At 39.9% G+C, this 18,169-nt stretch carries 17 protein-coding genes; 7 read left to right on the top strand and 10 right to left on the bottom strand.

The genetic code is table 11. The features are described 5' to 3' along the window. Window positions 1-394: 394 nt before the first annotated feature. From FHG64_RS02110 to cmk, 7 genes are all read right to left on the bottom strand, one after another. Complete coding sequence (locus FHG64_RS02110) at window positions 395-898, bottom strand: CAP domain-containing protein (RefSeq protein WP_139064860.1); 504 nt, start codon at window positions 896-898, stop codon at window positions 395-397. A gap of 192 nt (window positions 899-1,090) precedes the next feature. Beyond that, complete coding sequence (locus FHG64_RS02115) at window positions 1,091-1,996, bottom strand: ribonuclease Z (protein WP_139064861.1); 906 nt, start codon at window positions 1,994-1,996, stop codon at window positions 1,091-1,093. A gap of 51 nt (window positions 1,997-2,047) precedes the next feature. After that, the gene (locus FHG64_RS02120) at window positions 2,048-2,380 is read right to left on the bottom strand and encodes a ribonuclease Z (RefSeq protein WP_139064862.1); all 333 of its coding nucleotides are present in this window, start codon (window positions 2,378-2,380) and stop codon (window positions 2,048-2,050) included. A 28-nt stretch (window positions 2,381-2,408) separates the two neighbouring features. Then, on the bottom strand, window positions 2,409-3,338 hold the full coding sequence (locus tag FHG64_RS02125; RefSeq protein WP_139064863.1) for an aspartate carbamoyltransferase catalytic subunit: 930 nt from the start codon (window positions 3,336-3,338) through the stop codon (window positions 2,409-2,411). Window positions 3,339-3,347: 9 nt separating this feature from the next. Next, on the bottom strand, window positions 3,348-3,887 hold the full coding sequence (pyrR, locus tag FHG64_RS02130) for a bifunctional pyr operon transcriptional regulator/uracil phosphoribosyltransferase PyrR (protein WP_139064864.1): 540 nt from the start codon (window positions 3,885-3,887) through the stop codon (window positions 3,348-3,350). Window positions 3,888-4,068: 181 nt separating this feature from the next. After that, complete coding sequence (gene rpsA / locus FHG64_RS02135) at window positions 4,069-5,922, bottom strand: 30S ribosomal protein S1 (RefSeq protein WP_139064865.1); 1,854 nt, start codon at window positions 5,920-5,922, stop codon at window positions 4,069-4,071. Between the two features lie 182 nt (window positions 5,923-6,104). Then, window positions 6,105-6,812, bottom strand: coding sequence for a (d)CMP kinase (gene cmk / locus FHG64_RS02140; protein WP_139064866.1), 708 nt, complete (start codon window positions 6,810-6,812; stop codon window positions 6,105-6,107). Between the two features lie 176 nt (window positions 6,813-6,988). Here cmk and FHG64_RS02145 point away from each other — a divergent pair, with 176 nt between their 5' ends. Further along, on the top strand, window positions 6,989-8,671 hold the full coding sequence (locus FHG64_RS02145; protein ID WP_139064867.1) for a glycoside hydrolase family 26 protein: 1,683 nt from the start codon (window positions 6,989-6,991) through the stop codon (window positions 8,669-8,671). A 60-nt stretch (window positions 8,672-8,731) separates the two neighbouring features. On the opposite strand, the gene lon is transcribed toward FHG64_RS02145, so the two are convergent. Further along, window positions 8,732-11,182 (bottom strand): endopeptidase La, encoded by a 2,451-nt coding sequence (lon, locus tag FHG64_RS02150; RefSeq protein WP_139064868.1) that lies wholly within the window; start codon window positions 11,180-11,182, stop codon window positions 8,732-8,734. 215 nt (window positions 11,183-11,397) lie between these two features. Here lon and FHG64_RS02155 point away from each other — a divergent pair, with 215 nt between their 5' ends. From FHG64_RS02155 to FHG64_RS02170, 4 genes are read left to right on the top strand one after another with little or no spacing between them, the layout of a single operon-like run. Then, on the top strand, window positions 11,398-11,958 hold the full coding sequence (locus tag FHG64_RS02155) for an RNA polymerase sigma factor (RefSeq protein WP_139064869.1): 561 nt from the start codon (window positions 11,398-11,400) through the stop codon (window positions 11,956-11,958). Continuing rightward, a complete protein-coding gene (locus tag FHG64_RS02160; protein WP_139064870.1) occupies window positions 11,948-12,508 on the top strand; it encodes a DUF4179 domain-containing protein in 561 nt (186 codons plus the stop codon). Before FHG64_RS02155 ends, FHG64_RS02160 begins: the two co-directional genes overlap by 11 nt. Continuing rightward, on the top strand, window positions 12,489-13,592 hold the full coding sequence (locus FHG64_RS02165; protein ID WP_139064871.1) for a DUF4097 domain-containing protein: 1,104 nt from the start codon (window positions 12,489-12,491) through the stop codon (window positions 13,590-13,592). The genes FHG64_RS02160 and FHG64_RS02165 overlap by 20 nt, the downstream gene beginning before the upstream one ends. A gap of 27 nt (window positions 13,593-13,619) precedes the next feature. Continuing rightward, window positions 13,620-14,351, top strand: coding sequence for a head GIN domain-containing protein (locus tag FHG64_RS02170; protein WP_139064872.1), 732 nt, complete (start codon window positions 13,620-13,622; stop codon window positions 14,349-14,351). 47 nt (window positions 14,352-14,398) lie between these two features. Here the strand turns inward: FHG64_RS02170 and FHG64_RS02175 are convergent, their stop codons facing one another. Continuing rightward, on the bottom strand, window positions 14,399-15,715 hold the full coding sequence (locus FHG64_RS02175; protein ID WP_139064873.1) for an MFS transporter: 1,317 nt from the start codon (window positions 15,713-15,715) through the stop codon (window positions 14,399-14,401). A gap of 64 nt (window positions 15,716-15,779) precedes the next feature. Beyond that, window positions 15,780-16,601: a M48 family metallopeptidase gene (locus tag FHG64_RS02180; protein WP_139064874.1), complete on the bottom strand. Its 822-nt coding sequence runs from the start codon at window positions 16,599-16,601 to the stop codon at window positions 15,780-15,782. Window positions 16,602-16,779: 178 nt separating this feature from the next. Between FHG64_RS02180 and FHG64_RS02185 the strand changes: the two genes are divergently transcribed. After that, window positions 16,780-17,655, top strand: a complete 876-nt coding sequence (locus FHG64_RS02185; RefSeq protein ID WP_139064875.1) for an alpha/beta hydrolase — start codon at window positions 16,780-16,782, stop codon at window positions 17,653-17,655. A 20-nt stretch (window positions 17,656-17,675) separates the two neighbouring features. Then, window positions 17,676-18,158, top strand: coding sequence for a peptide-methionine (R)-S-oxide reductase MsrB (gene msrB / locus FHG64_RS02190; RefSeq protein ID WP_139064876.1), 483 nt, complete (start codon window positions 17,676-17,678; stop codon window positions 18,156-18,158). Window positions 18,159-18,169: the final 11 nt, after the last annotated feature.

An 18,169-nucleotide genomic window follows, 5' to 3' on the forward strand; every position in this document is an offset into this window, starting at 1 on the left:
CGTCAATGGTAACTCGTTTCAGCATCTAATGAAATAAAGGCGAACTGACGCTCTCACTTGCCTTCAATCTATATCTTTTAACTACTCGATTATAAAATTAAAGAAGACGGAAATGGTACGCACAGCCACCGGTGATACTGTCCCATAGGGACTTTCTATGGGTAGAAAATTTTTATCCGGGAAGCAACCTGTGCCTTTAGGTACAGAATATAAACCAGGAATTGTAGGCCATACCTGATAATTTTTTTAAGGTAAAAGATTTGTATTTCGGTTTGGACAGCCCAGAACGGCTCCTGGAAAATAAACTATAAAAAAAGGGCCTGACTCTCGTCAAACCCTTTCCTGCATAGCAGACTAATCAGATTTATTTGGCATTAAAATGAAATCTCATTTACTATCTCTTTACAAATATATTAGTAAAATAATTCTTCCCATCCTCGTCTTGCTCCACTGAGATTCCAAAATGGGTGAAATCTCCTTCAATATTATCCTTATGACCATCGCTATTGATCCAGGCATTTACAACAGCCTCTGCAGTACGATATCCAAAACCAATATTTTCGCTAACTGCTTTGGCTCCTATATCATTTACAAGGGCAATATATCTTTTATTAAAGTTATCATGGCTCACTTTTTTATTCGCGATCATATAATTATTATGTTCGATAGCCTGGTGGGTGATATCATCTAAGGTACCAAGTACTTTTAGACCATTATCTCTTCTATAGTTATTCACGGCTACTATAATATCTTTTTCAATAGAACTGTAGGCGATATAATCTACAAGGTTTGCAGTCTTAATTGGATCATCGGCTGGAAGATCATTGTCTGTAGCGCAGGAGCTAAATGTCAACACGCAAATAAGGACAAGACACACTTTTTTAGTAATAGTGTACATAGGCAAACAGGTTAGTTAGGTAAATTTGGGATAGCCAAAATACACAAAAAATCGATTAAATGCACGTTTTGTCCTTCGCAATGTGCGATTTATCGAAATTTTAACAAAATTTGTAATCCCCGTCCTACAAACAGGGATCATATAGAATAAGAAATAACAGGAAAGGATTTAAGGAATTATACAGGCAGGGCCTTACAAATTAAAGATTTTACCATCATCGGCAAGAGCTACATTGGAATAAACTGTTTCAGCTTCAGTTTTAAAAAGGTTGAGATCTCCATATCTGGTAGAGAAATGACCAAGGATAAGCCGGCCAGCGTTGGCTCCTTTGGCTATGGCAGCAGCTTGTTTGGCAGTAGAATGTTTGGTGGGAAAAGCAAGTTCCAAATGTTCTTCAAGGAAGGTGGATTCGTGGTACAGGACAGAGACATCCTTCAATTGTTCTATTATACCCTCATCATAAACCGTATCACTGCAATATGCATAGCTTTTTGGTGGATCTGGAGGGGCAGTAACCCAATGGTTCGGGATAAGCTTTCCATCCTCTGAAACCACATCCTTTCCCTGTTTTACGCTATTGTAGAGAGAAACATCGATCTTATACCTGGAGATCTCATTTATAAGAAGCTTTCGGGGCCCGGGTTTTTCTCTGAATAAAAATCCGTTGGTGTAGATACGGTGCTTAAGCGGAATGGTTTCTACGGTAACCTTATCATCCTCATAAAGCAACTGAGGTTCCTTGCTATCAAGTTCATGGAAAATTAAGAGATAATTCGTCCAAGAATTGGATAACTTTAGCTGTAGCGTAATGATCTCTTTTATTCCTTTTGGACCGTAAATATGAAGGTCTGTATCCCGGTTAAGCAGTCTAAAGGTAGAAATTAGGCCTACGAGTCCAAAACAATGGTCCCCATGCAGGTGGGAAATAAAGATATGCTGGATACGGGAAAATTTAACCTTATTGCGCCTTAGTTCAACCTGTGTACCTTCCCCACAATCTATAAGAAATTTGTGGTTATTAATATCAAGTACTTGTGCAGATGGATTGGTAAATGTTCGGGGAGTGGCGGCATAACATCCTAATATGGTAAGTTTCATATTTCCTGTAATTAAAGCTCCGTCACCCTGTTATATTCTTCTTTCAGCAGCTTAAAATCCAAGCTCCCTTTCAAGTTCTTCCATATTAATAATATCCTCTGCCTCCACCAGGGTGGGCACTACTATCAATTCCTCTGGTATAGAATCGATGTCAATTTCCCTGCTAACAATCACAAAGGATTTTTTATTGCTGCGGTGTAAATTTGAGATTTCAAGGAACGACAGTAAATTTTCAAGTTGCACCGGTTCTTTTTGCAGGAGATTGATAATCACATTGTCATTTTTAAACTTTTTGTGATTCTGGGAAATATAAGTGGCAAAACCTGTAAGATCTCCTTTTTCATCTTCAAGTATCTTATACTTGTCTTTCTCTGTAATTTTCATAATCTTTCTTTTAAATGTTCCTCCTGCCTTAGGGTTTAATCTTGGAGGCCAGTAAATATATGACTGCCATTCGAATGGCAACGCCATTTTGCACCTGGTCCAGGATGATAGCCTGTTTGGAATCGGCAACATCACTGGTGATCTCCACTCCCCTATTGATTGGCCCGGGGTGCATAATCACAATTTGCTTATCCAGGGAGTCCAGTAACTGTTTGTTGACTCCAAATTGCTGGGTATATTCCCTTGTACTGGGAAAATAACTTATTTCCATCCTCTCATTCTGCACCCTTAACATATTTGCCACATCACACCATTCAAGAGCCTTTCTTAAATTTGTCTCCACTCCTACCCCCAAAGATTCCACATATCTTGGAAGCAAGGTTTTAGGGCCACATACCTTCACTTCTGCTCCCTGTAATTTTAAAGCAAAGATATTTGATAAGGCTACCCTGCTGTGAAGTATATCACCCACAATAACAACCTTCTTACCTTTCACTTCTCCAAGTCTTTCTCTTATGGAATATGAATCCAGGAGGGCCTGTGTAGGATGTTCGTGGGTTCCATCACCGGCATTAATGATGCTGGCATCCACATGTTTTGAAAGAAAAATGCCTGCCCCGGGGTTTGGATGTCTCATCACCACCATATCCACTTTCATTGAAAGTATATTATTTACGGTGTCAATAAGTGTTTCCCCTTTGCTTACAGATGAGGATGACGCAGAGAAATTGATCACATCTGCACTTAATCTTTTTTCAGCCAGTTCAAATGATAACCTCGTCCTGGTGCTGTTCTCAAAAAATAAATTGGCGATGGTAATATCCCGCAGAGAAGGAACCTTTTTAATTGGCCTGTTGATCACTTCCTTAAAATGATCGGCCGTTTTAAAGATAAGATCAATATCGGCCTGGTTAAGGTATTTAATTCCCAATAAGTGATTTACACTTAACTCGTTCATTGACTGTTATTATTTTGGAATGAGATAAACTGCATCTTCTCCCTGATTTTCTTTCCAGTGTACTTTCACCTGTTCATCGTTAATAGCATCCACCTGCCTGCCGTTATAGTCTGGTTGTATGGGCAAATGGCGGCTAAACCTACGGTCTATAAAGGTGAGGAGCTCAATTTCACTGGGTCTTCCAAAGGATTGGATGGCTGTAAGTGCTGCTCTTATACTTCGTCCTGTATAAAGAACATCATCTATAAAAATGACTTTCTTATCTTCTACAAGAAAATCAATTTTGGTCTTATTGGCTTCCAGAGGCTTATCGCTTCTTCTAAAATCATCCCGGTAAAAAGTGATATCAAGTTGACCATATGGAATATCCCCAATATTGTACTCCTCCTCCAGCATTTTGATGATCCTGTTTGCCAGATATACTCCTCTTGGCTGTATTCCAATTAAAACGGTGTTCTCCATCCCCGGATGGTTTTCTATTAACTGGCAGGCCAAACGATGAAGAATGATGTTGATCTCTTTGGAGTTAAGCAACACTTTTTGGCTCATAATATTTTTCGGGCTGGAATTGATAATTCAAAAGTAAGATTTTTTTGGAATACTTACCTGCTAAAATCTCCTTACTCTGTCTCATTAAATTTATCTTGTAGTAATTTCAAATATGTCGGGACATAAAAAAACCTCCCCGGTTTCCCGGGGAGGCTTCATATTTAAGAAAACAGATTGGAAATTACTTTCCTTCCATTTTATCTTTAAGGGCTTGTAGCTCTGCATTCACATCACCAATGGTTGTTTTCTCATTGTTCTGTGCTGCAGCTTTTTTAGCTGCCTGCTTCACTATTTGCTGCTCTTCTTCCTTGTGGATAGCTGTATGAGAAGCTACCACTCTCTTGAATTCCTTATTGAATTCAATGATCTGGAACTCTGCAGTTTCTCCTTGCTTAAGCTTGCTACCATCTTCTTTTTCAAGGTGACGGGTAGGAATAAATGCAGTAATATCCTCGTTAAAGTCTATAGTTGCACCTTTGTCAACGATCTCTGTAATTGCAGCAGTATGTGTAGTACCTACAGCAAATTCAGTTTCGTATTTATCCCACGGGTTAGACTCAGTTTGCTTGTGTCCAAGGCTTAATTTACGTCCATCAACATCAAGTTCAAGAACAACAACCTCAAGCTTATCACCTACATTGGTGAATTCACTTGGATGCTTGATCTTCTTGGTCCATGAAAGATCTGAAATGTAAATAAGACCGTCAATTCCTTCTTCAAGTTCTACGAACACACCAAAGTTGGTGAAGTTACGTACGATACCTGTATGTCTTGAACCTACAGGATACTTGGAAGTAATATCTGTCCATGGGTCTGGAGTTAATTGCTTAATACCAAGTGACATCTTACGGTCATCACGATCTAAAGTAAGGATTTGAGCTTCAACCTCATCCCCTACTTTCACGAAATCCTGAGCTGAACGCAGGTGCGTACTCCAGGACATTTCAGAAACGTGGATAAGACCTTCAACACCTTCAGCAACTTCAATAAATGCACCGTAGTCTGCTATAACAACTACTTTACCTTTTACTTTGTCACCTACTGCAAGGTTCTCATCAAGAGCTTCCCATGGGTGCTTATGTAATTGCTTAAGACCTAATTGAATTATTGTCTTAGCTTCATCAAAGTCAAGAATTACAACATTAAGTTTTTGATCCAGTTCAACTATCTCATTTGGATGGTTGATACGTGACCAGCTAAGGTCTGTAATATGGATAAGTCCATCTACGCCACCAAGGTCAACGAATACTCCGTAAGAAGTAATGTTTTTAACAGTACCTTCAAGTACCTGACCTTTTTCAAGCTGTCCAATGATCTCTTTCTTCTGCTCTTCAATATCTGCCTCGATAAGGGCTTTGTGAGATACAACAACGTTCTTAAATTCGTGGTTGATCTTCACAACTTTGAATTCCATTGTTTTTCCTACGTAAGCATCGTAATCGCGAATTGGTTTCACGTCTATTTGAGATCCAGGCAGGAATGCCTCAATTCCAAATACGTCTACGATCATACCACCTTTGGTACGACACTTCACAAAACCGTTTACAATAAGGCTTTCATCGTGAGCTTTGTTCACACGATCCCATGCCATGATAACACGGGCCTTACGGTGAGAAAGGATCAATTGACCTGTTGCATCTTCACGCACATCAATTAATACTTCTACCTCATCACCTACTTTAAGGTCCGGGTTGTAACGGAATTCGTTCAGGGAGATAACACCTTCACTCTTTGCATTAATGTCAATGATTGCATCACGATCTGTAATATTAATTACTTTTCCTGTTGTAACCTCATCATCCAAAGTGTCAACGAAATTCTCTGAAACCAGTTTCTCAAATTCCTCTAACTTGGTATCATCTACAGGATCAATACCTTCTTCGTAGTTGTGCCAGTTAAAGTCTGCTAAAAATTTCTCGGGATCTTGCTGCTGGTCTGCCGCTTCTGGTTGTGACGCAGTATCCAGTCCTGCTACGTCCTGAACTTCCGGAGTCTGAGAATCCTGAACTTCCTGATTTTTGTTTTCTTCAGCCATTGCTGATTAATTATTTGTATCCTGTGTCTCTTCGGAAAAAACTAAGGCAATAAAAAACACAGAAGTGATTATTGTTTTGATTTTCAGCCCTTTTCTTTTTTCCATTATTTTGCCGAAAAGGAGTGCAAAAATACAATTAAATTTTTTGATTATCAAAATACTGAAAGTAAATTGATTGCAGATTATTCAGCAGAATTTACCTCAGCAATTTTATCCAGGGAAAGTTTCAATATTTTCTCAAACTGTTCCTCTATACTCAAGGAGGAATTATCTATTTCAATGGCATCCTGCGCCTTTACCAGCGGGGAATCCTCGCGGGTGGTGTCCAGGTGGTCCCGCTCCTCCACATTTTTAAGCACCTCTTCATAATTAACCTCCTGCCCTTTTTCAATTAACTCTTTATACCTGCGTTGAGCACGCTCTTTGGAAGTAGCCGTCATGAAAAGTTTAAGTTCGGCATGAGGGAATACAACGGTGCCTATGTCACGGCCATCCATTACCACTCCTTTTTCCTTCCCCATTAACTGTTGCTGGGAAACAAGTTTTTCCCGTACCTGTGATACTGCCGCTACCTTGCTTACATAATTTGAAACTTCGAGGGTCCTTATTTCATCTTCAATATTTTCATCATTCAGGTAAATTGCCGCATAACCAAGATCGGGATCGAAGATGAACTTTAATTGTATATTATCAAGCTTTGCTACCAGTCCCTCTTTATCAAAAGAGGTTGGCGTGATAAGATCATTCCTCATAGCATAAAAAGAAACTGCTCTATACATCGCCCCGGTATCTACATATACATAACCCAATTCCCTGGCGAGTTGTTTGGCAACAGTGCTTTTTCCTGTAGATGAAAATCCGTCTATTGCTATCGTGATCCTTTTATTCATTCCTGTTTCATTTTATAAAGGTGCAAAAATAATGAATTCATACCGGCTGGGATAATTTTAGGATACTATTAAAGACGATTTGATTAACTAAGGAAGGGTTTACAGAAATCTCTTCAAAAACAGACATAAAGGTTATTTAAATATTATTCTATTTTTATAGGAATCATAGATATTGAATGATGAAGAAAATACTGGCCACCATTATGGTCCTGGCTGCAACCCTTTTCGGATACTATATTATAAAGACCTATCCTCATAGGATCAATATACTTTTCATGAAATCTAAAATGGAAGAAAGATTTCAGGAAGCTGTTTTGGGTGTTTATGACCGGGAGGAAAAAATTGACATACGTAAAGTTAAAAAGATCACCCATTATACTATTCGTCTTAATGATGACGATAACTGGCGTATTGACAGCAACCATATTCAGAATTTACATGATACCATACCAGTAATGCTTACTGTAGAAATGTGGGATCCAAGGGGGTTGACAAAAACTTCAGAAGGGAGAAATAATAAGAATGTAAAGCAATTTTTTAGTCTGGTTATCACTAATCGTAAGAACATTTATATTCGATGGAATCCTGAAATGGAAGTACCGGTCAACCTCTATCCCTGGAATAACAGGCCCTTACCATATATTGCCGCCTTCAGAGAATTTGCTCAAATCCTGAAAGAAATAAATCCGGAAGTGAAAATGGTTTATTCACCGGCAGGATTCGCTGGAGCCCTGGAAAATTATCCCGGGGACGATGTGGTAGATTTCGCCAGCATTACTCTCAACAGTAAGGCTGAGAACCACCTAAAAACAAAGGAACATAAGGACCTGGGCTCCCAAATCACAAGAAAGTTACATCGCTTGCGCTTCATCAATAAACCTATATTAATAATAACTTCTGACAATGCAGGTGACTCCTCGCACCACGACGAACTTATCAAGGTCGCTATAAAGAAGATTCAGGAAAACAGGGATATTATTTATTCGACCGAAAACTTCAAAAGGCCTTCTTCCCAGTGGGAAGGAGATCTGGACAATTTAAAAATAGGACTTTATGATCCACAAGGAGAATTGGTACATGAAAATGCTGTTAATACTGAGCATTTATTTATAAGTTTTAAACAAATAGAAAGTGGATCATATATTAGGGATATGGAAGAGGTTATTGCCAGGAATCATGACCTTATAATTTCTGTAGAACCCGCCTGGTGGAATGAGGAAAAGGATAAAAATATTCTCAACCGCATAAAAAACGGCGAATTGGATAAGTATATTGAAAAATTCTACCAATCCATACCTGCAACGAATAGAAATATATATTTGCGTTTTGCACACGAAATGGAAATTCCCATAACAAGGTATCCCTGGCAGAGTGCAGATCCTTTGTTATATATTGAAGCATTTAGATATTTTATGCAATACGATCATGGTAAAGACCTTAATATATATAAAATATGGGGACCTGCCGGAGATCGTGGGTCTCTCGACTGGTGGCCGGGTAATGACGTAGTTGATTTTATAAGTATTGCAATATATGGATTGCCAGATAAAAATATTTCAGATCCCAATAAACAAGAATCTTTCTCAAAAATTCTAAATAGAAAAATGTTTCGGTTCAGGTTAATTGATAAACCTATTTTTATCACAGAATTTGGAGTAAAAGGAGAGGAAGAGTTTCAAACTCATTGGCTTAGAGAGGCTGCATACATTATTAAACAACATCCCAGGATTAGAGGGATCTCTTATTTTAATTATACTGATTCACCTGAAGTGTGGGGAGATATATCACCACCACAATGGACTATTTCAAAGAATTCTTTCAGCGAATTCATAAGGATCTTAAATACTCCTTTAAAATAAAACATCCTGCGCAAGCTTATCTTACGCAGGATGCCCTCAAATATATTTTATTAACGCTTATTAAAGCGTTTTCGCATTGTAAACCTTTTCATCTGTTAGAGCCATATCTATCACTTCGCTCATCTCCTTAACATAATGGAAAGTAAGGCCTTTTAGATATTCCTCTTTGATCTCCTTAATATCTCTTTCATTATCCTTGCAAAGGATGATCTCTTTTATACTTGCCCTTTTTGCTGCAAGGATCTTCTCTTTTATCCCGCCAACAGGTAAGACTTTTCCTCGTAGGGTGATCTCTCCGGTCATTGCGATGCTCTTCTTTACCTTACGTTGTGTAAATAAGGAAACAAGTGAAGTAAGCATAGTAATTCCTGCGCTGGGACCATCCTTTGGGGTTGCTCCTTCCGGCACGTGGATATGCACATTATATTTATTGAATACTTCGGGGTCTATTCCCCACTTATCTGCATTGGATTTGATATACTCCATTGCAATGGTGGCGCTCTCCTTCATCACCTTCCCAAGGTTCCCGGTAATATTAAGATTTCCCTTACCCTGTGATAAAATTGATTCTATAAAGAGGATATCCCCTCCTACCTGTGTCCAGGCAAGGCCGGTTACCACTCCCGCGACGTCATTATTCTCATATTTGTCCCGTTCAAGCCTTGGGCTTCCAAGGATCTCAATAATATCATCATTACTTACCTTGACCTTATACTCCTCCTCCATTGCAATATTCTTGGCTGCGTAACGCACTACTTTCGCAATTTGCTTTTCAAGCCCTCGTACTCCAGATTCCCGGGTATAACCCTCAATGATCTTCTCCAGCTGCGGCCGGGCGATCTTAAGGTTCTCTTTGGTAAGTCCGTGTTCCTTCAGTTGTTTTGGCAACAGGTGTTGTTTGGCAATTTCCACTTTCTCTTCAATAGTATAGCCAGTAACATTAATGATCTCCATCCTGTCTCTAAGAGCAGGCTGTATGGTGTTAAGACTATTTGCTGTAGCAATGAACATCACCTTTGAAAGGTCAAATCCCATTTCAAGGAAATTATCGTGGAACTCGTTATTTTGTTCAGGGTCCAGTACTTCCAGTAAAGCTGAAGATGGGTCCCCCTGGTTTCCAGCCGCCAGCTTATCAATTTCATCAAGTACAAATACAGGATTGCTTGTTCCGGCTTTTTTCAAACTCTGAATGATCCTTCCCGGCATTGCGCCTATATAGGTCTTACGGTGCCCTCTAATCTCGGCCTCATCACGCAAACCTCCCAAAGAAATCCTTATATATTCCCGACCAAGAGCCTCTGCAACAGATTTACCAAGGGAGGTTTTCCCAACCCCCGGAGGTCCATACAAGCAGAGTATTGGAGATTTCATATCATTCCGCAATTTAAGAACTGCCAGATATTCAATGATCCTTTTCTTCACATCTTCCAGACCGTAATGGTCTCTATCCAGGATACGCTGGGCCCGTTTTAAGTCAAATTTATCTTTGCTGAAATCATTCCAGGGAAGGTCCAGGAATAAATCCAGGTAATTACGTTGTATGGAATACTCTGCCACCTGCGGATTCATTCGCTGCATTTTGGAGAGTTCCTTATTAAAATGCTTCTTTACCTTCTCATCCCATTTCTTCTTCTTGGATCGCAATCGCATTTCCTCTACCTCATCCTCATGGGAAACCCCTCCAAGTTCTTCCTGAATGGTCTTCATTTGCTGGTGAAGGAAATATTCCCTTTGCTGCTGGCTCATATCGCTTTGCACCTTGCTCTGGATATCATTCTTCAATTCCAGCTTCTGGAACTCAACATTCATGTATTTTAAGGTAGAAAGTGCCCGGTCTTTAAGATCATTCGTTTCCAGTAACTTTTGTTTCTCCTCCACACTTAGATTCATATTAGAGGAAACAAAATTTATTAGAAAGGAAGGACTCTCAATATTCTTGATTGCAAAAGATGCTTCACTTGGAATATTGGGGCTTCCTTTGATGATTTGCAGGGCAAGTTCCTTAATAGAATCAATAATCGCACTAAACTCGGGATTATCTACCTCTGGTCTTTTCTCAGGCACCTCTTTGATGGAAGCAGAGAGGTAAGGCTTTTCAGAGATTACATCGGCGATTTTAAAACGTTTTTTTCCCTGGATAATTACAGTAGTATTACCATCTGGCATCTTAAGAACCCTAAGTATCCTTGCAACTACCCCTGTGCGGTGAATATCTTTTGATTTAGGATTTTCAACCTCTTCATCTTTTTGAGCAACCACTCCAATAACCTTTGTGCCGTTATTGGCATCATTGATAAGCTTTATGGAAGTATCCCTTCCGGCTGTAATAGGTATTACAACCCCGGGAAAAAGAACGGTATTTCGTAAAGGCAAAATGGGCAGGATCTCGGGGAGATCCTCATTATTTATCTCTTCTTCATCTTCAGGAGTCATTAGGGGAATTAATTCTGCATCTTCATCTATTCCCTGAAATGACAAACTGTCAAGATTCATTAATTTAGATTTAGCCATATCATATTTTAGGTCAAACTGTCACTACAGTTGGTTATTTATTTCTCTTTCAAACCTTCCTTATTTTCTTATATACCTAAGGCAGTGAGTTGAAGGTTTTTGCTGAAGGTATTATTTCAATTCCTATGCCATCGGCAATTATGAAAAAAAAATTTCATGAAACTGTAACAATTCAAAGGTAAGGCTATCTTTATAGTAGAGCTTAAGTTAATTTTTTGACACCAACCATCACTTATATTGACGAACTGGTTGTACGCTGTCGCCAAGGCGACCAACGTGCACAAATGGAAATTTATAATAAATATTATAAAGCCATGTATAATACTGCTCTAAGAATTGTAAAAGATCCTGCCGAAGCTGAGGATGTTATGCAGGAGGCATTTATAAAGGCCTTCTCAAAAATAAACAGCTTCCAGGGAAAATCAACTTTTGGAGCCTGGTTAAAAAAGATCACTGTGAATTTGAGTATTATTTCCTTTAATAAACAATCTAAATTCCAAAATGTATCCTATGAGGACCAATTCAAATATGAAACTGAAGAAGCCCAGGGGGTAGACATTAAGGAGGAAGAAACTAATTCTAAGGTAAAAAGGATATTAAAAGCTATGAAGGGCATAAAAGAAAGTTACCAAATAGCTCTAAATCTTCACCTTATTGAAGGATATGATTACGAGGAGATTTGCGAGATCCTGGAAATTAGCTCTGCCAATTGCAGGACCCTTATCTCCAGGGCAAAAGAAAGTCTTAGAAATAAATTACTGGAATATGAAGTATAAAGATATAGATGAGCTATTTGAAGGATTGGACTTCGATGTAGCTGAACCTGCCTCCGGGCACGAAGACAGGTTCCTGCAAAGGCTCAAAGAGAAACAGAAAAAACCTGCCCCCGGCGGGAAACTAAGGATGTTGTGGAGCCCAATTGCTGCAGTTGCTGCAGGTCTGGTGCTCATTATCCTAATTGGCGGTAATCTGATGGGATCCTATTCCCTTACCAACTCTGCCGACCTGGCCGGTATATCCCCCGAGATGAAAGAAACACACCAATTCTATACTTCTCTTATCACGACCGAACTGGCAAAAATTGAAGAAGCCAAAACTCCTGAGACTGAAGCTTTGGTAAATGATGCCCTGGCACAGCTGGAAAAGCTGGACAATGATTATGAAAAATTGAAAAAAGACCTTAAAACCAGCGGGCAGGATAAACGGGTCATTTTCGCAATGGTATCAAACCTGCAACAACGAATTGACCTCCTGAATAATGTTTTAACGCACATAGAAAATATTAAAGAACTTAAAAACCCTAACAATGAGAACAACATTATATAAACTACTATTTATCCTGGCTTTATCACCCAGCCTGGTGTTTTGCACCAACTCACCGCAGCCCGATGAATTGAAGGGCAGGCACACAAAAGAGAAAAAGATCTCCAAAGAATTCAACGTGTCACCAGATGCATTGCTAAAAATAAATAATAGCTATGGAAACATAGACCTTGCTACCTGGGATCAAAACCGGGTGACCATTGAGGTTATTATAAAGACCAATGGGAATGATGAAGAAAAGGTAAGGGAAAAACTGGAGGAGATCAATGTTGAATTTAATCAAACCACATCGGGGGTAAGCGCAAGGACCCGGTTTACAAAGGAAAACAGTTCCTGGTGGAGTTCCTTATTTAGCGGTAGCTCTAATGTGAATATGGAGATAAATTATATAGTAAGGGCTCCTGCAACAAATAATGTGGACTTTAGCAATGACTATGGAAATATCTTTATTGATAAATTGACCGGAAATGCAAAAATAAATTGTGACTATGGCAGGATGGATATAAGGGAACTTCACGGAAGCAATAATCAGCTTAATTTCGACTACTCCCGTAACAGCCATTTTGGATATATCAATAAAGCAGTGATAAATGCCGATTATTCTGAATTCACTGTAGATGACGCTAAAACTTTAAAGATCAATGCTGATTATACCAACTCAAAGATCAAACGCGCAGAGCTTGTGGAGTTTAGTTGCGATTATGGCAGCCTTACAATAGATAAAGTAAAACGAATCGCAGGCAGCGGAGATTATCTAAGTACTAAGATTGGAGATATACATCACTCTGCAGATCTTAGTATGGACTACGGCAGCCTTGCTATTGGAAAAGTCATACGAGGTGCCGGGGAAGTAAAAATAAATTCAGATTATACCGGGCTTAAAATAGGTTATGACAGGGAACATGCATTTCAGTTTTCTATTAACGCCAATTATGCCAATGTAAAAGGAATGGATAATTTTGAGATCAATAAACAAAACCAGGGTAATACCAGTAAAAGTTATGCCGGTTATCACCTAAATAATTCAGGTAACGGTAATATTACTATCACCTCCAGCTATGGAAGTATATCCTTCCAACAACTATAAATTTATCAATCAAAAACCATTAAAGAAATGAGAAAATTAGTATTCTTATTCAGCCTTTTGTTAAGTATAACATCTGCCCAGGCCCAGTGGTGGAACAGTTCAAAAAAGATCACTGGAAATAAAGAGGTTGTTAACCAATCAAGGACCGTCCAGGATTATGATCGTATAAATGTTACAGGTATGATGGATGTGCAACTCGTGGCAGGAAAGGAAGGAAAAATTGACCTTGAAGGGGAAAGCAATTTACTGGAATACATTGAAACAGAAGTTAGCGGTGGAACGTTGAAGATCTCTGTGGAAAAAGGTATAAACCTGCAGCCATCAAGGAATTACCCAATTAAAATCGTTGTTCCTTTTGAAGACCTTGATGCGGTAACCCTTACAGGTTCAGGGCATATTCGCGGGAGTGATGTGATAAGCGCCAGGAGTTTTAAAGTAAGTGTAACCGGCTCTGGGAACATGAACCTTGACCTTGATGTGGAAGATCTTAAAGGTACCGTAACCGGTTCCGGAGACGTGAAATTAAAAGGAAAAGCCAGGCATCTTGACTGCACTGTAACAGGATCTGGCGACTTCCTTGCTTATGATCTAAGGACGCAAACTACCAATGCTTCTGTTACCGGATCTGGAGATATTGAAATTTCTGTCGAAGACGAGCTGCAGGCAAAAGTTTCAGGTTCGGGAGATATTCGATATAAAGGCAATCCTCAAAAACAGAATTTTAAAACCTCAGGATCGGGTACGGTCGCAAAAAACTAATATTATCATATTTTTGAAAAGGGTAGGATAAAAACTTCGGTTTTATTCTATCCTTTTTCTTTTGGAACCCTTAAAAGCAATACCACCCCTGCAATAAAGAAGACTACAAGGAATAGGATCGCATCCCTCACACTGCCGGTTACCTGAGCCACTATACCATACATAAGCATCCCTATCACTATCCCAATTTTTTCTGAAACATCGTAAAAACTAAAATAACTGGCGGTATCTTTTGTAGGTGGTAACATCTTTGAATAGGTGGAACGTGATAATGCCTGTATCCCACCCATAATAAGTCCAACACAGGCTGCAGCTACGTAAAATTGATTGGGGGTCATTATATAATAAGCATATACACAAATAGCTATCCAAAATATATTGAGCCCAATGAGAGTGGGAACATTTCCTATTTTGCCGGCAAGTTTCGATGTCCCTGTTGCTCCGGCCACTGCAACAAGCTGTATAAGTAGGATACTAATTATTAATCCTGTGGTTGCATTTTGTTCTCCCCAGTCCAACTCCTCTATTCCAAAATAAGTCGCAATCAACATAATTGTTTGTACCGCCATACTGTAGGTGAAGAAAGCCAATAGATACCGCTTTAAGCGTAAATTGTTACCCAGGGATCTCCAAATATATCGCAACTCCCGGTAGCCGTTAAAAACGACATTGCGGGTTAGTCCTGTGGCCTTATTACCTTGAGGGAGATAATAATAGGTGTATTGACTAAAGCCAATCCACCAAATTCCTGTCAAAACAAAGGAGAGTCTGGTGGGAATTCCTTCATTCTCAAACCCAAATAATTCATAATTAAGGATCATTACCAGGCAAATCACCAATAGGATCACACTGCCAATATAACCCAGGGAAAAACCTTTGGCACTTATCCTATCCTGTTGCTCTTTAAAAGCTATATCTGGCAAATACGAATTATAGAATACCAGGCTGGCCCAAAAACCAATGAGGGCCAGAAAATAACAAAGCAATCCAAACCACAGGTATTCCAGGTCAAACCAGTACAACCCTATACAGGAGACGGCCCCCAAATAGCAAAAGAACTTAAGGAAGGATTTTTTATTGCCCACGAAATCTGCAATCCCTGAGAGAATAGGACTTATGATCGATACTACAAAAAATGCCAGGGCAGTTACATAACTTATAAGGGAATCATTATTAAAATTGATCCCCATAAAGGGCACGGTATCGTCAAGAATACGTCCCTGGTCATCCTTAATGATTGTTATTGCCCCGTAAAAAATGGGGAAGATGGCGCTGGAAATTACCAGGCTGTAAACAGAGTTTGCCCAGTCATAAAATGCCCAGGCATTAAGAAGCTTTTTACTTCCTTTGGGGAGATCTTTCATTGGCTAAAAATAAAAAAAGCTGCTCTTAATGAACAGCTTCTCTTATAATTTATTGAATTATATCTTATTTAAAGGAAGTAACCCCGTATTTCCTGGCTTCTGCCTTAGCTTCCGGAGCCCACTTCGTGATGTTGTTAATCCTGGTAGAAGAAGCAGGGTGAGTACTAAGAAATTCTGGTGGACCCTGACCTCCGGCTTGTGCAGCCATTCTCTTCCAAAGCTCTGCAGCTTCCATAGGCTCATAACCGGCAATAGCCATTAAAGTAAGTCCAATTCTATCAGCTTCTGTCTCGTGGCTTCTGCTAAAAGGAAGCATCACTCCAAGTTGAGAACCTAAACCGTAGGCCTGTGCGAAGATTTGCTGGGTTTGCTCACTTCTTCCGCTTACCGCTACACTACCGGCCACACCAACTAATTGTTGCAGCTGCCCTGCACTCATTCGTTGAGCACCATGATCTGCAAGAGAGTGGGCAACCTCATGAGCCATGATCGCTGCAATTCCAGTTTCGTCCTGTGCCACTGGCAATATTCCTGTGTAAAAAACTATTTTACCACCCGGCATAGCCCAGGCATTGACAGCCTCATCTTTAACGAGATTGAATTCCCAGGCAAAATCGTTCAGGTATCCCTGGTACCCGTTAGCGTTCAGGTAACGTTCTGACGCGGTTACTATCTTCTGGCCGACATTTTTTATAGTATTCGCCTCAGCTGTACCGGTCACCACATCATTTTCAGCAAGAAATTGGTCATACTGCGCAAAGGCAGCGGGGAACAACTGCTCGTTGGATACAAAATTAAGGTTCCTCTCCCCTGTAAAAGGATTGGTTTTACAGCCTGCCAGCGCAAGGACTGTAAATACGACTATAAATAAATTTCTAAATCTCATAATTTTTGGTTTTAATATGATAAAAGTACAAAACACCCCACTGTATGGTTATGGGTTTAAGTTCGCTTTAACATAAAAGCAATTTCAAAAATGATACCAAAGCAGCAGGAAATAATGTTCCCAGCCCCGTATGGCTTTATTCTTAAATTCCTAACTTCGCTTTTTTCTGCAGCACATTATGACTAAAAAGCAAAAAGAGAATACCCCGGTACAGGTGCTTTTAACGCCTAAATATATTTTAGTGGCCGGAAAGATCCTTACCGCAATCTCACCTTTCCTGGCAAGCCGGTTTGCCGCGAAATTATTTTTGACCCCTCACAAATACAAGCTACCTGAAAGGGAAAAGGAGATGGACAGGAATTCCTCGCAAATCGTGGAGGAGGTTCCCGGTATAAATAGGGAGATCGTGGTTTATCGCTATGGTGATCCTGCTGCGGGCAAGAAGGTATTATTGGCTCACGGCTGGAGCGGCAGGGGGACTCAAATGCCGAAACTGGCAGCTGCGCTGGTAAAAGAGAATTATGAAGTAGTAAGTTTTGATGCCCCGGGCCATGGTAAGGCCCCGGGAAAAATGAGCATGATGCCGTTCTTTATAGAAGCTATCCACCATCTTGATAACACCCATGGGCCTTTTCACGCTGCAATTGGCCATTCTCTTGGGGGTATGTCCCTTTTACGTGCAGCAAAAGAGGGACTGGCTTTAGAAAAACTGGTAATAATTGGTACCGCAAACAGTGTTACACATATTACGTACGAATTTGCCAGGAACATGAAACTTAATGAAGAAGTAGCACGAAAAATGAAATCATATTTCGACGAAAAATATGGGATGGATATGGATAATCTCTCCGGAGCTTTTTCTGCTGAAAGTGTGAACATCCCAACCCTGGTGGTCCATGATAAGAACGATGTGGATGTCCACTTTAGCTCGGCATATGAAATAAGGGACAAGCTCAAGAACGGCGAATTATTTTTAACAGAAGGGCTGGGACATCGCAAAATCCTGGGAGATCAAAAAGTAATTAACAAAATCACAACGTTCATCGCGGTATAATCTTTGTACTTTTATGAACTATGAAAAAGATTATAATATTGATTATTGCTATTGTAGCATCCAGCTGCAACAGCAATGCCCAGCAGAATTCAGAAACCAAAACAAAAGATTATAAGGTTTCAAAAACCGAAGCCGAATGGAAAGAGATCCTTTCACCACAGGAGTACGCCGTTTTGCGTGAGGCTGCTACCGAGAGGCCCCATTCCAGCAAACTCAATGACGTTAATGTCCCTGGAATATTCGTTTGCGCCGGCTGCGGAAATGAGCTTTATGAAACCAAACACAAATTTGAAAGCGGTACAGGTTGGCCAAGCTTTGACAGGCCAATTGAAGGAGGCGTTGCTTACGGTGCCGATTCCAAACTGGGATACCAGCGGGATGAAGTACATTGTGCCGATTGTGGCGGCCACCTGGGCCATGTGTTTGATGACGGCCCACGCGAGACTACAGGAAAGCGGCATTGTATCAATGGCGTTGCAATGAATTTTATTCCGAAGGAATAATTATCCACCAA

Source organism: Antarcticibacterium flavum, from assembly GCF_006159205.1.
Lineage (GTDB): Bacteria > Bacteroidota > Bacteroidia > Flavobacteriales > Flavobacteriaceae > Gillisia > Gillisia flava.